The 12,930-nt window shown below is 57.1% G+C and carries 12 protein-coding genes and 1 pseudogene; 5 read left to right on the top strand and 8 right to left on the bottom strand.

Annotation, left to right across the window (positions count from 1 at the left end; genetic code table 11):
- Window positions 1-457 precede the first annotated feature (457 nt).
- Window positions 458-865 (bottom strand): 3'-5' exonuclease, encoded by a 408-nt coding sequence (locus ABIE16_RS12085; RefSeq protein WP_429521232.1) that lies wholly within the window; start codon window positions 863-865, stop codon window positions 458-460.
- Window positions 866-2,049: 1,184 nt separating this feature from the next.
- On the opposite strand from ABIE16_RS12085, the gene ABIE16_RS12080 reads away from it, so the two are divergent.
- The 4 genes and pseudogenes from ABIE16_RS12080 (at window position 2,050) to ABIE16_RS12065 (ending at window position 4,628) form a co-directional block, all read left to right on the top strand.
- Window positions 2,050-2,418, top strand: coding sequence for a hypothetical protein (locus ABIE16_RS12080; protein ID WP_204124294.1), 369 nt, complete (start codon window positions 2,050-2,052; stop codon window positions 2,416-2,418).
- A complete protein-coding gene (locus ABIE16_RS12075) occupies window positions 2,408-3,658 on the top strand; it encodes a relaxase/mobilization nuclease domain-containing protein (protein ID WP_204124293.1) in 1,251 nt (416 codons plus the stop codon). The genes ABIE16_RS12080 and ABIE16_RS12075 overlap by 11 nt, the downstream gene beginning before the upstream one ends.
- A gap of 533 nt (window positions 3,659-4,191) precedes the next feature.
- Window positions 4,192-4,302: pseudogene (locus ABIE16_RS12070) on the top strand (DUF6124 family protein); the annotation flags it as partial.
- A 104-nt stretch (window positions 4,303-4,406) separates the two neighbouring features.
- A complete protein-coding gene (locus ABIE16_RS12065) occupies window positions 4,407-4,628 on the top strand; it encodes a hypothetical protein (RefSeq protein ID WP_429521231.1) in 222 nt (73 codons plus the stop codon).
- Between the two features lie 69 nt (window positions 4,629-4,697).
- Here the strand turns inward: ABIE16_RS12065 and ABIE16_RS12060 are convergent, their stop codons facing one another.
- The 6 genes from ABIE16_RS12060 to ABIE16_RS12035 form a co-directional block, all read right to left on the bottom strand.
- The gene (locus tag ABIE16_RS12060) at window positions 4,698-5,483 is read right to left on the bottom strand and encodes a transporter substrate-binding domain-containing protein (RefSeq protein WP_429521230.1); all 786 of its coding nucleotides are present in this window, start codon (window positions 5,481-5,483) and stop codon (window positions 4,698-4,700) included.
- A 90-nt stretch (window positions 5,484-5,573) separates the two neighbouring features.
- Window positions 5,574-6,497, bottom strand: coding sequence for a copper homeostasis membrane protein CopD (gene copD / locus ABIE16_RS12055; protein ID WP_429521229.1), 924 nt, complete (start codon window positions 6,495-6,497; stop codon window positions 5,574-5,576).
- A 3-nt stretch (window positions 6,498-6,500) separates the two neighbouring features.
- Entirely contained in the window at window positions 6,501-6,884 is a 384-nt protein-coding gene (gene copC, locus ABIE16_RS12050; protein WP_090454177.1) for a copper homeostasis periplasmic binding protein CopC, read from the bottom strand.
- Window positions 6,885-6,936: 52 nt separating this feature from the next.
- Window positions 6,937-7,839, bottom strand: a complete 903-nt coding sequence (locus ABIE16_RS12045; protein ID WP_057715603.1) for a copper resistance protein B — start codon at window positions 7,837-7,839, stop codon at window positions 6,937-6,939.
- A gap of 10 nt (window positions 7,840-7,849) precedes the next feature.
- Window positions 7,850-9,556: a copper resistance system multicopper oxidase gene (locus ABIE16_RS12040; protein ID WP_429521228.1), complete on the bottom strand. Its 1,707-nt coding sequence runs from the start codon at window positions 9,554-9,556 to the stop codon at window positions 7,850-7,852.
- 80 nt (window positions 9,557-9,636) lie between these two features.
- Window positions 9,637-10,362 carry a murein L,D-transpeptidase catalytic domain family protein gene (locus ABIE16_RS12035; protein ID WP_429521227.1) on the bottom strand — a complete coding sequence of 242 codons (726 nt, stop codon included), beginning with the start codon at window positions 10,360-10,362 and terminating at the stop codon, window positions 9,637-9,639.
- A gap of 81 nt (window positions 10,363-10,443) precedes the next feature.
- Between ABIE16_RS12035 and ABIE16_RS12030 the strand changes: the two genes are divergently transcribed.
- A complete protein-coding gene (locus ABIE16_RS12030) occupies window positions 10,444-12,198 on the top strand; it encodes a L,D-transpeptidase family protein (RefSeq protein WP_429521226.1) in 1,755 nt (584 codons plus the stop codon).
- A 187-nt stretch (window positions 12,199-12,385) separates the two neighbouring features.
- Here the strand turns inward: ABIE16_RS12030 and ABIE16_RS12025 are convergent, their stop codons facing one another.
- Entirely contained in the window at window positions 12,386-12,853 is a 468-nt protein-coding gene (locus ABIE16_RS12025) for a hypothetical protein (protein WP_057715599.1), read from the bottom strand.
- Window positions 12,854-12,930: the final 77 nt, after the last annotated feature.

The raw sequence follows: 12,930 nt of genomic DNA, 5'->3' as shown, positions 1-12,930 counted from the left end.
CAGTAGTGGCCAGTCTCACGATGTTTTGAGCTTGGCACGGGAGTGCATTACCCTCTGGGAGTCCTTTCGGCAGACCAGTTCATGCGGTACTGCAGAGGATTCTTAATGATGGTGTCATCACGGGGTTGCACTTAGGGGCGCGATTCAATTTGGGGGCCCGCCTAGGTTGGCCACGCGTTTTACTAAGAGGTGGTTCCTGAGACGGATTTTTATGTCGCCCGTTCGGGCCCAAGCCCCGGCTATCTAATTAGCCAAGCATCTCCTTAACGATGGACGCGAGATTCCTCGCATCGTCGATTCCTCGGTGATAGGTACCCAGCCAAACCAGTCCCAACGACTCTACCGTTTGCTTAAGTGATTTAGGTCAATCGTCATACAAGCCGGCATGCCATTTCCGGGCATTGAAATGTGGCAAGCCTTCGAGCAGGGAAGGGTACCCAGCTAAGCCTGCATCGCGCTAAAGCTGTCTTGCATCATAGTCACCCCATGATGCCCAAGCCGCGTTTGGATAATGCGTAGTAAACGTTCGTAGCTCGTCGCCAACCTCTTGATAGGTTCGGGCACCGTCCACGTCTGCTTGTCGAATGGACGTAAGCTTTCTGCAGAAATCGGTGAGGACAGGGTTGATCTGTGACCGTACGAAGCGTTGGAATTCATCGACGATCTGAAGCGTTTCCAGATCAATTACCACCAGGCCAATTTCGATCGTTTCCATCTGATTTGGGACGACTGCAAGCGGACTTGGCGATTTCGAATCATCAATCTCATCACAGGTCGCTTCAAGGTCTACGCAGTATAAATAGCGGAATGGCGCGAGCAGGTTTTGGATTGTTTGGAGATGAAGGAGTTTTACTTCAATGCTCATGGCAAGTATGGCCTCGCTTGGATCGGTTCAGGTTAGTCGCTCTCGGCTACTCCAATCAACGGCCTCTTTGAATTGCGTGGAGTGGGGCTTGAGATCATCTTACCGCTGGGTTGAGCAAGGGTCGAACGACTGGTAGTTACCTACTCCGGGCAGGTGTCTTAGCCGGACGTTTAGAGCTCATAGACTCTACCGTTTGTTTTGGGCCTATCGGTCGGTAGTCGTATAAACCTGCACGCCATATCTTTGATTGAAATGTGCTAGACCTACGAGCACGGAAGCGCACGCAGTAAATGCGGAGCACCGCTATAGATGTATCGCATCAAATTCGCGACTATGCGTTAGGGTTTCGTTGTAACGCTTAGACGGGCCCTAAGGAGTCTGTTGAACACAGTTGGATCGAACGCATGCGACGGCGCTCCAGGCTGTCGAGAATGGTCGGTGAGTTGAAATATGTCGCCAATGCCATTTTCTCGAGTAGAGCTCTGAAGACTTTTAGCTGTTGGTACTCAATAGAGTCAACCTCGATAAATCCGTGGTCGTCGTGTCTAGACTCTAAGGTACACAGACGCGCTTCGATCCATTCGTCCATTTGGTGGACGGTAACGGTTGCTAGGTCAAAACTTCTTCCTTTTGTTGAATCTCGCAGCATGCGTGACCTCCAGGGGTAAGTAATTGTGTTACTCGTAGTCTGCCTGTGGAGAAAGAATTGAATCAACTCCGTACACCGTACAGAGGTTGGTTGCGGCTGATAGCTAAAGTGCTCGCAAGATGAGGAGTGCAGGGAGTCGACTCGAAATTAACGTCTATATGCTTATTACGGATAGACCTGTAAGTGATCACTTTTCGAGCTTTAGGGGGGGTGCTTCTTTGTCTGGCTCTCTATCGGCCGATTTTGGCGTTCTTTGAGCCAACACTGGTCTTTATTGAGCCTGCGCTGGCTTGTATTGATACTCTATTGGCCCGTATTGGGCCAGACGTATCAATGATATACGCGCTACTTAAGGGGGGCAAAAAAGAGCGTTGTTCTAAAGCTATACCAGAAACAAGTTATGTCGGTGATATACCCCGACGGTCAATTTCGTGCGAAATACTCTGATGCTCACCCCCTTGAGGGGTTGCGCTGAGTGTTGCTCCAAGAGTGATAATAATAAATAGAAAAAACTCGATCAGAAGAGACGCGCAGTATGAGTGACCAAGTTCTCACCACGAAGGCAATCAAGCTGGCTAAGAAAGACAAAAGTCTGCTGATCCGCATGAGCGTTGATGAGCGTGCAATTTTCGATGAGCGCCTTAAGGAGTCGGGATACAAAGCGGCTGGAGCTTTTGTAAGGGACTACGTTATCAATTCCAAGCCCAAACGCAGATACGTGATTATTCCTCAAGCTCAGAAAGCTAGCGAGCACCTCGTTGAACTTGCCCAGATGATCATGGACGACAACGAAAAAGAACTGTTGATCAAAAAAATTATGTACGTGGCCATGAACATTTTTGGCGAGCTGGACAAAGTTAGGCTTGGTGGAAAAGGCGAGGAGGGTGAAGGTTATGATTGGTAAAATCCTAAAATCTTCCACTGGTTCTTGCGCTAATCGTATTAAATACATTTACGGAGGAAAAAAGCACGACCATGACATAGTCAATATCATTACGATCGATACCAACTGCTTGGCCTTCTGCCCAGAGGTCGAGATACAGAGGGGAAGTCTGGAGAATCTGAGTTGTATGATCTTGGACATGGATATTGCTACAAAATTGAAGGTTGGCGAGCAAGGAAAGCCAAAGAGAAATTTGAGGCCAATTTTTCATGCGGTTCTTTCGCTAGATACTGGTGAGTCACTCACCCCTACGCAATGGAAGATCGCTGTACGACATTACCTGAAACTGATGGGCTTCAAGAGCACTACTAAGTACACATCAGTCCTTCATGCTGATACTGGCAACGAGCATGTTCATATCGTTGCGAATCGAGTTAGCTTCGAGCCAGGCTTTCCGATGGTTAGTGACAAAAATAACTATGAAAGAAACATTCAAGCGGTTAGCGAGATCGAGGATATGTTCGGCCTCAGAAAGGCCTTTAGGCCGGAGGAAACCTGGAACATCACCGTGAGCGGTAGGGAAGTGGAGGGTGCCGCAAGGGCCCACACCATGCCCTACAGATCCCGTCTGGCTGCAAGGGTGGGAGCTTGTATAGAAAGTACTAGGGAGCGTAATGGTGACATTCTCAATTTTGTCCGGGCCTTAAGGAGGCAACGCGTCTACGTCCACCTGCGGTACGACACCGAAGGCCAGCCGAAAGGGATCGCTTATGAATTCGAAGGGCGTGTCACCGCTGGCAAGACTTTGAAAAAAGCTCGGTTTACTTTTCAAAAACTGACTACACAGGAAGGCATCAGATATGAGCCGCGCATGCTTCCACAGCTACAAGCAGAGCTTTCAAAGCGAAATTCGGCGAGTAAAGGCGAGCCTAAACCAGTTCAGCACCGCTACTGGGTCAACCGTGGCTGGATCTATCTCTACTTCGTTCCTGCCAACACTGCCTGTTCACCCTTCCTCAAACTCAAAGTAAAAAGAACCGGGGCTCAGGTTAGACAGGAAATCGCTCACGAAGAGGCGATGGCCCTGATTAAGGCCGTCCTACAGATCCTAACCGCGCTTTTCGGTGTCGCTGCTAAGTACACAGCAAAGCCCGGCAATCCCAGAGTGAAAGGCTATACAGAGTACGATCAGGATGAGGCGTTCCCATTTTTTGCTCCTGAGCAACGTAGGGTTGTTCAGAAGGAACTGCAACTGGCTTGATGAGATGCGCTGAACAGTAGGGTGTGCCACCAAAGCGGTGCTTTCAGCGGGCTCAGCCGAGTTCAAGGTGAACTCGAATCTTCGTTCACTCAGTGATGCCAGTCGGTAGTGCCCGGAATTAGAGATAACTCCTGTCGGTCTGTCCAGTCAGCTTCAGTCCAATCGAATGGAAGGTGGTGGAGCGGTGTACCAACAGCGTGCGTACGATTACACATCGATTACACACGGTATGGTCTGCAGGTCGCTTACCTACTGCTTAAGCAGTCCAATCCATCATCGGTGCGACGGAGAAACGACGGGAGAGCGGGGCGGGTGTGGCGGTGGTTACGGACATGGGGGATCTGGAATCGGTGAGGCTGGGAGGTGGAGGAGTTTATCAGGAATGGGGCTTGTGGGGTTTGGGCATGCCTCAGGGCGATTTAGTAGGTGGTGGGTATTGCGTTGATAACATCACGAAAAAGTAGGAGATTTCCCTCAAATTGCATCCCCATTGCCTATATAGACCAGTGATCCAGGAACCCGGCGCACCCGAAAGTATTCATCAACTGGCGGTGGTGGGGGAGTTGTTGGTGAATCGGGCCTTGGACAATGTCGATCCGCAAAGTAGTGGATGTGAGAGATCGCCAGGTGCGCACGGTTCCTGAACCTACGCTGTCACCCCCCAAAGTTTCATGTTGCCCGGCACAGACGAGGCATAGGATGACCGCCAAACGCCATGCCCCGCGCTTCAACCCACAGGAATCAAAAAATGATCGCAACCCTCGTCAAAGTCTCGCTGCTTGCCGGTGCTTTGTTGTTGAGCGCCTGTTCGGGTGTGAGCGCCCATCGTGATTATTCGGCCGACTCGGTGCAGTCGGCCGGGTTTGGCCCGGGGCCGACCAGCAGCAATCCCGACAAGATGAATTTCCATGGCAGTGCGCTCGGCAATAGCTTCGGCGAATACGGCTCAGGTTTGCTGCACGACGATTGATACGCGCTCCGCAATGAAGAAGGGCGCTCCTTTGGGGGCGCCCTTTTTTGTGCGATTAAAAACGATCCGTTACTTGGCGTCAGGTACCGCCAGCCATTGGCGCAGAATCTTCTGGTAGTTGCCTGTCACCTTGGCCAGGTGCAGCCACTGATCGACGTACAGCTTCCAGGTGATGTCGTCGCGGGGCAGCAGGTAGGCTTTTTCGCCGTATTGCATGTAGTGCGTGGGGTTGACCGCGCACAGGCCCGGCTTGAGCTTCTGCTGATACAGCGCCTCGGATGCGTCGGTGATCATCACGTCGGCTTTTTTATCCAGCAGTTCTTGAAAGATGGTCACGTTGTCGTGCAACTTCAATTGCGCCTTGGGCAGGAAGGCGTGGACGAAGGCTTCGTTGGTACCGCCGGCGGGTTCGACCAGGCGAACCGTTGGCTGATTGATCTGTTCGACGGTCTGGTACAGCGCCTGGTCTTCGCAGCGCACCAGCGGGATTTTGCCGTCGACGTCCAGGATGCTGCTGAAGAAGGCTTTTTTCTGCCGTTCCAGGGTGACCGAGATGCCGCCCATGGCGATGTCGCACTTGCCGGCGAGCATGTCGGGCATCAGGGTTTTCCAGGTGGTGGGCACCCACTCGACCTTGACGCCAAGGCTGTCGGCCAGGGCTCGGGCCATGGCGATGTCGATGCCGGAGTATTCGCCGTCCTCGGCTTTGAGGGTGTAGGGCTTGTAGTCGCCGGTGGTACAGACGCGCAGCTGTCCCTGTTGCATGACGCTGTCCAGATGCGAAGGTTCTGCCTGGGCGCCAAGGGAGAGTGCGAGCAAGCCGCCGAGCATCATTGCTCTTTTGATTTTCGTCATTGTTATCGGGCTTTTGTGCTGGAGTGGTTTTGAAAGGGGAGTGTAGTGAAACTTTCACCGGAGTGAAAAATCAACGCCCCTGAAGATGACTCATTCCACTTCCGGGCTCAACGTACCCAGCCACGCCACCAACCCCACAATCAATATCGCCGCGGCCATTTCCACCAACACACTACGCCGAAGTGCATGGGCTGCCACGCGATACTGGCCCTCTCGCAACGACCGCTCCAGCAAGGGGCCAAGATAGAAGCGGTTCAGCGCCGCCAACACCAGCATCCCGGCAAACAGCAGTACTTTGATCGCCAGCAAAATTCCGTAGCGGCTGAGTAAAACCTCATCGAGTTTCGGTCCGACAATGAAGAGGTAGTTCACCACGCCCGTCACGGTGATGATCACAACGACCAGCGCACCGACAAGCTCAAATCGCCTGACTGCGTGAGCCAGCAACCGTATGTGCGCTTCGGTTTGCAGGGCCCGGGGTTGCGACATCAACGCAAACGCCAGCAACGCGCCGAGCCAGACACCCGCCACCAACAGGTGCAGGATGTCCGTAGCGAAATGCCAGTAACGGCGACTGCCTTCGTCCATGGCGCCATGCCCGCTCCAGGCCAGGCTGGCGAGGGCGATGCCGCCGGTCGTGGCGGCGATCACCAGGCTGATGCCGGGGGCGCGTGGGTTGAATATCAACGCCAAACCCGCGACCGCTAATGCAATCATCCGCACGGCCCAGGCCAACCCGACGTCTGTCTCGAACAGCATCATTTCGAGGTGAGGGCGCAACTCGGTAACGTCTGATTCACCGCTCATGACGCGGACCATCAGCACCATGCCGGCGATGGACAGCAGCGCGCCGAGCCCGGCTGTTCCCGTCAATAGCCGGCGAAAGGGCAAGACTGTCCCGGATAGCCGTTCCTGTCCCTTGAAGCTGTAGAGCCCGAACAGCGCCACGCCAAACAACAACATCAAATCCACATACAACACAAACCGCAGCACGACGTTGGCCGAGTCGCTCATCGATCATTTCACTTTGAAGGTGACGTTACCGGTGATCGGGTGGGTGTCCGACGACACCGCGCGCCATTCGACCTTGTAGGTGCCGGCAGCCAGGGGCGCTGCCGGGATGATGAACATGGTCTTCGGATCGCTGCCGCCGCTGACTTTGGCCTTGACCGGCATTGGGGCATGGGCCATGCCGGACATTTCGGTCATCAGCAGTTTTGCACCGGAAAACTGGGTGACGAGGTTTTCGGAGAAGTGCAGTTCGATCTTGTCGGGTGATGCACCTTCTACGCCTTCCGCCGGGGTGGAAGAGAGTAGTTTGGGGTGCGCTTGAGCGAGGGTGCTAACAAGCAGGCCGCTGAGCAACGCGACTGCGATAGCGGTGGGTTTGAAGATGCGCATGCAAGGTCCTTTACCGCTCGAAGCGGTTGTTGTTGGTTTTGGGTGAGTCTGTTCAGAACCACATCCGAACACCGAGCACGAGGCGGGTTTCGCTGCGGTCCTCACCTTCGTCGTTAGCGTAGTCGGCGGTGTTGCCGTAGGTGCGGTTCCAGGTCACGCCGAGGTAGGGCGCGAATTCCCGGCGGATTTCGTAGCGCAGGCGCAAGCCAGCCTCGGTGTTGGATAGCCCCGCGCCGATGCCCCGTTGCGGATCGTTTTTGCCGTAGGCGTTGAGCTCGACGGTCGGCTGCAGGATCAGCCGATTGGTCAGCAGGATGTCGTAGTCGCCCTCCAGCCGCACGGCGCTCTGACCGCCTTCGCCGATGAAGGCCGTGGCTTCGGCCTCGAAGTTGTACAGCGCCATGCCTTGCACGCCGAACGCGGCCCAGGTTTGCGGGGCACCGGGTTTGAAGTCCTGGCGCACGCCGCTGACGACGTCCCACCACGGGGAAATGGCGTGGCCCCACAGGGCCTGGATTTCCGCGTCCTCGGTCACGCCGTTGGTGCGCTCGCCTTCGGAGCGCAGCCACAGGCGATCAATGTCACCGCCGACCCAACCGGACAAATCCCAGGCCAGGGTGCTGCCGTCATCGGCGTCCTGCCATTCCAGTTTGTCGGCGAGGAAAAAGGAGTTGAGCGTGCTGTCATGTACGTGGTGGCCGGCGGGATCGGCATACACCGCAGCGCGATCGGCATCGGTCAGCACCGGGATCGGCGTGCGGCTTTCGCTGGGGGCGGCGGGCTGCATCTGGCCCTCGTCCATGCCTTGCATCTGGCCGTGGTCCATCTGGCTATGATCCATGCCTTGCATCTGGCCGTGGTCCATCTGGCTGTGATCCATGCCTTGCATGTCATCGCTGGCGGCCATTGCCGTCGAGGTCACGAGTGCGAAAAAAACCGGGGTGAATCGAATCATGGGGCGCACCTCATTCTTCCACGCGAACTTCACGGAACATGCCCATTTCCATGTGGTACAGGAGATGGCAGTGATAGGCCCAGCGGCCGAGCGCATCGGCCGTGACCCGATAGCTGCGCCGGGAGCCCGGTGGCATGTCGATGGTGTGTTTGCGCACCATGAACTGGCCGTTCTCGTCTTCGAGGTCGCTCCACATGCCATGCAGGTGGATGGGGTGCATCATCATCGTGTCGTTGACCAGAACGATCCGCAGCCGCTCGCCGTACTTGAGGCGCAACGGCTGTGCATCAGAGAACTTCACGCCGTTGAACGACCAGGCGAATTTTTCCATGTGGCCGGTCAGGTGCAGTTCCAGGGTGCGGCCAGGCTCGCGGCCGTCCGGGTCTTCGAAGGTGCTGCGCAGGTCGGAGTAGGTGAGTACGCGGCGCCCGTTGTTGCGCAGGCCCATGCCGGGGTCGTCGAGTTTCGGTGAGGTGGACATGGCTTGCATGTCCACCAGCGGGTTGTCGGTTTCCGAGGCCGGGTGGGACTGCATTCCGGGCATATCGCCCATGTCCATGTTGCTGTGATCCATGCCCGCCATGCTGCCGTGGTCCATGCCGCCCATGCCCATGTCATCCATGGTCACCAGGGGGCGCGGGTCCAGTGGCGGCAGCGGCGCAACCAGTCCTGTCTTCACCGCCAGGGTGCCCCGTGCGTATCCGGTGCGATCCATCGCCTGGGCGAACAGGGTGTAGGCCGCTTCGGTCGGTTCGACGATAACGTCGAAGGTTTCCGCCACGGCGATGCGAAACTCGTCGACGCTCACGGGTTTGACGTACAGGCCATCGGCGGCGACCACAGTCATTTTCAGGCCGGGGATGCGCACGTCGAAGTAGGTCATGGCCGAGCCGTTGATGAAGCGCAGCCGCAGCTTTTCCCCGGGGCGGAACACCCCGGTCCAGTTCGAATCCGGTGCCTGGCCGTTCAACAGGTAGGTGTAAGTGGCGCCGCCGACGTCCGCCAGGTCGGTGGGGTTCATCTTCATCTCGGCCCACATTTTGCGATCGGCGACGGCTGGCCCCCAGCCTTTTTCGCTGACGTCGTGGATGAAGTCGCCCACGGTGCGTTTGTTGAAGTTGTAGTAATCGGACTGTTTTTTCAGCGTCTTCATCAGGCCGACCGGGTCTTCGTCGGTCCAGTCGCTGAGCATCACGACGTAGTCGCGGTCGTACTGGAACGGCTCCGGATCTTTGGCGTCGATCACCAGCGGGCCGTAGACGCCGGATTGTTCCTGAAACCCCGAATGGCTGTGATACCAGTAGGTGCCGTTCTGGCGCACCGTGAACTGGTAGACGTACATGCCGCCGGGGTCGATGCCCTTGAAGCTCAGCCCCGGCACGCCGTCCATGTTGGCCGGCAGCAAGATGCCGTGCCAGTGAATGGACGTGCTGTCCTTGAGTCTGTTGCGCACCCGCAGTGTCACCGTATCGCCTTCACGCCAGCGCAGCAGCGGGCCGGGGATGCCGCCGTTGATGGTCATCGCGGTGCGTGGGTTGCCGCTGAAGTTGACCGGGGATTCGCCGATGAACAGGTCGAAATCATTACCGGCCAACACCTGCGGTTCGCCGGGACTGCTGATTGCCCAGGCCGGCGTGCGCCATAACCCGAGGCCGCCGAAGAGCCCGCCGATGGCCAGGCCTTTGACGAAGGTGCGTCTTGAAGTGTGGGAGTGCATGCCGTCTGTTCCGCCCGTCAGCCTGTTGAACTTGTCGATGAGGCTAGCAGGCGGTGCCTTTCAGCTGGCTGAGGCGAAGATTACAGTTTTGACAGGTTGGGCGTCGCTTTCTGGCTTGAAGTGGACTTTTCCCTTGAGGCCACGGTGTCGCCGCAGTTGATGTAGGAAGACGACTTCAACCAGCGCTGGTCCGGGTAGTAGGAAAACAACAACTGCCCGTCCTTCATCGAATCAATCAGCCGATGGGCAATCGCCGGTCTGACGGCCGGGCAACCCAGGCTGCGGCCGATGCGGCCATTGGCGCGGGCCAGCACCGGGCTGACATAGGGCGCGCCGTGAATGACGATGGCCCGGTCAAAGGCGTTATCGTTGAAGCCGGGCTCCAGGCCTTCCATGCGCAACGAGTAGCCGTTCTGTCCGAGGTAGCTTTGCTGGGTGCGGAACAGACCGATGCTGGTGGCGTGGCTTTCGTTGCGGTTGGAGAACAGCGTGGCCATGTTTTCACCGCTGTTGCGGCCATGGGCGACCAGTTCGTGAAACAGCAACTTGCGCCGTTTAAGGTCGAAGACCCACAGCCGTTGTTCGGTCGAGGGCAGGGAGTAATCGATCACCGCCAGTCGTTGGGCGGGGGCGACACCTTGGGCACGGCTGCATTGAGTGGCACGAACGGCCAGGGCAATCACTTTGGCGTCGGCGCCGGGTGCTGCTTTGACCAGCGCGTTTTCAAGCGAATCGGCGTAGGCTGACGTTACTGAAAGGCACGTCAGTAAAATGGCAAATAAAAGGCCAAAGCGGATTAGCGCCATAGTCGGGTCTCATCATGATAATTTCGAGTCTAGCAGCGAGCGGAAAACTAGCCGTTTGAAACGGGGGATTAAGGATTATCCATGGTGCAGTTAACAAGGTCATTCGTCATAAGCCGCATATTTTTTATGGGCTTTCTGATCAGCGGTGCAGCGTTTGGGCAAGTTTCGCCGATTGAGCCGGTATCTGCGGCGAGCAGCACAATCGATGCCGCGGCGCCCGACGACGCGGTCGGCCAAGCGATTCAAGCGACCCTGGAACCGCTGCGATCGGCCTTTCCGCCGTTGCTCACGTCCAGGCGCCATCAGCGTGTGGATGTCAGTCGGGTGGTGCTGGATTTCTATATGCATCGCAACTATCGCGCCGCGTGGACGGATGATCGTGACGTGGCGCAATTACTCAAGAGCCTCGAAGCCACCCGGATCGACGGCCTGAATCCGACGGATTTCCGCATCACCGAACTGGCTCAGGCCCATGAGTCGCTGGTGGCTGCCATGCCTTCCACGGCGCAACGGGCGATGTTCGATATGGCGGCGACCCGCACGTTCATCACCGCGCTGCTGCAACTGCGCCGGGGTAAAGTCGATCCGTCGCGGCTGGACATTCACTGGAATTTCGATCCTGCCGGCGGTAATGCCCACGAGGACATGAACAACCTGTTCGCCGCCCTCGATGCCCATGACGTTGCGCGTGCATTCGCCGATGCGCCTCCTCAGGAAGAGATTTACCGCAATTTGCGTGAAGGCCTGGCCCGGTTGCGCCAGGTCCATGATGCGGGCGGCTGGCCGAAAGTCACTGAAGGGCAATCGCTCAAGCCCGGCATGGACGGGGTGGCGGTGGCTCAATTGCGTGCGCGTCTGGTGGCGGGCGGTTACCTGGACGCGCACCTGTCGAAAAAAGCCGGTTACGACGACAAGGTCATTGCCGCGGTGAAGAAGTATCAGACCGAGCAGTACCTGGGGGCCGATGGCGTGGCGGGGGCGGTGACGTTGGCGGCGCTGAACGTGCCGGTCGAGGCGCGGATCGATCAGGTGCGGGTCAACATGGAGCGCGCCCGGTGGCTTTTGTACAAACTGCAGGGCACGTTTGTGATCGTCGATATCGCCGGATACAAGGTGGCGATGTACCGTGACGGTCTGCCGATCTGGCGTTCGCGAGTGCAAGTCGGCAAGCCGGTGCGCAGTACGCCGGTATTCCAGGCCGAAATCACCTACATCACGTTCAACCCGACCTGGACCGTGCCGCCGACCATCCTCAAGCAGGACGTGATTCCGAAAGTCCAGAACGATCCGGGTTATCTGGCGGCCAACCGGATTCGCGTGCTGGATCGCGAAGGCAATGTGCTCGATCCGTCGAGTGTTGACTGGAGCAACCCGCGAGGCATCCACCTGCGTCAGGATGCCGGCCCCGACAGTTCGCTGGGGCAGGTGGTGATCCGCTTCCCCAACGACTATGCGATTTACCTGCATGACACGCCACACCGCGAGCTGTTTGCCAAGACAGTCCGGGCGACCAGTTCAGGCTGCATCCGCGTGGAAAACCCCTTGCAACTGGTCGAGCTGTTGTTTAACGACCCGGTACGCTGGAACAGCGCCGGGATTCAAAAACAGTTGGCCAATGGCAGGACCGAGAACATCCCGCTACCGGTGAAAGTGCCGGTGTTGTTGGCTTACTGGACCGTGGACCTGAGCAACGATGGGCGGGTGACGTTCAAGCCCGACATTTATGATTACGATGCCAGGGTACTGCAGGGCTTGAGTCAGCCTACGAAATTGCCAGCTCTGGACTTGCGTCGCGCAGAGATACCGCTGGTGGTGACGGGACAGAACAAGCTGTAGCGAAAGACTGGAAACGGGCGCCGGAGCGTACTACTGATCACTTAACACACGAAACCTGTGGGAGCGAGCTTGCTCGCGATGGCGGACTGTCAGGCACCCCTTACGTGACTGTCCAACCGTCATCGCGAGCAAGCTCGCTCCCACAAGATTTGCGGTGTTCAAACGCTTAACTGACTGGCATTAGCCCCTAAAGCGCCAGCCCTTGCTGGACCACGACAAGCAGATCGGTTTCAGTCAGCGCCACTGCGTCCAGCTGTGTGGTGGCCTGCTCGATCGTTTGTAGCCACCAGTGTGTTTCACCGTGTTCGTCCACGGTGCGCAACAGGGCGAGTTCGTTGTCTGTTGTGTGGATCTCGACCCGCCCCTCACCGTCGGCGGTGAAGCGTGCAACCGGGTCAAAGGTAATGCTGTGCCCGTTGCCGGTGATCACCAACTGGTCGATAGCGTAGTCGCAAGCGTCGCCATCGGGGTGGCTCTCGAAGACGTGGGTGGGGTTGCGCCGCAGGATCAGGCCAGCTTCGGTCAAGGGCTGTAGCCAGGTCTCTATCCGTTGATACAGTTCGTAGACCTGGCCCGGCCAGCCATCGATCGCCTGATCCGCGCTGGTCAGCCGTGTCTGTTTCAGTTTTGCGGCTAGTTCGTCTGCCTTGCTCATGTCGATTCCCTGTATTGAGGTTTGTTTAATCGTAGCTCGTTGACGCACAGGCAGCGCTTGCCCTGGGTCATGTTTGC

This window comes from Pseudomonas sp. 2725, from assembly GCF_050434585.1.
GTDB classification, from domain to species: domain Bacteria; phylum Pseudomonadota; class Gammaproteobacteria; order Pseudomonadales; family Pseudomonadaceae; genus Aquipseudomonas; species Aquipseudomonas jessenii.
The sequence above is the reverse complement of the archived record's forward strand: the minus strand, read 5'-3'. Positions and strand labels throughout refer to the sequence as shown.

What these genes read in the sequence shown, in the direction of transcription:
- ABIE16_RS12085 (WP_429521232.1), bottom strand. Translation starts at nt 865, where the DNA reads ATGAGCATTGAAGTAAAACTCCTTCATCTCCAAACAATCCAAAACCTG.
- ABIE16_RS12025 (WP_057715599.1), bottom strand. Translation starts at nt 12,853, where the DNA reads ATGAGCAAGGCAGACGAACTAGCCGCAAAACTGAAACAGACACGGCTG.
- ABIE16_RS12035 (WP_429521227.1), bottom strand. Translation starts at nt 10,362, where the DNA reads ATGGCGCTAATCCGCTTTGGCCTTTTATTTGCCATTTTACTGACGTGC.
- ABIE16_RS12040 (WP_429521228.1), bottom strand. Translation starts at nt 9,556, where the DNA reads ATGCACTCCCACACTTCAAGACGCACCTTCGTCAAAGGCCTGGCCATC.
- ABIE16_RS12080 (WP_204124294.1), top strand. Translation starts at nt 2,050, where the DNA reads ATGAGTGACCAAGTTCTCACCACGAAGGCAATCAAGCTGGCTAAGAAA.
- ABIE16_RS12030 (WP_429521226.1), top strand. Translation starts at nt 10,444, where the DNA reads ATGGTGCAGTTAACAAGGTCATTCGTCATAAGCCGCATATTTTTTATG.
- copC (WP_090454177.1), bottom strand. Translation starts at nt 6,884, where the DNA reads ATGCGCATCTTCAAACCCACCGCTATCGCAGTCGCGTTGCTCAGCGGC.
- ABIE16_RS12075 (WP_204124293.1), top strand. Translation starts at nt 2,408, where the DNA reads ATGATTGGTAAAATCCTAAAATCTTCCACTGGTTCTTGCGCTAATCGT.
- copD (WP_429521229.1), bottom strand. Translation starts at nt 6,497, where the DNA reads ATGAGCGACTCGGCCAACGTCGTGCTGCGGTTTGTGTTGTATGTGGAT.
- ABIE16_RS12065 (WP_429521231.1), top strand. Translation starts at nt 4,407, where the DNA reads ATGATCGCAACCCTCGTCAAAGTCTCGCTGCTTGCCGGTGCTTTGTTG.
- ABIE16_RS12045 (WP_057715603.1), bottom strand. Translation starts at nt 7,839, where the DNA reads ATGATTCGATTCACCCCGGTTTTTTTCGCACTCGTGACCTCGACGGCA.
- ABIE16_RS12060 (WP_429521230.1), bottom strand. Translation starts at nt 5,483, where the DNA reads ATGACGAAAATCAAAAGAGCAATGATGCTCGGCGGCTTGCTCGCACTC.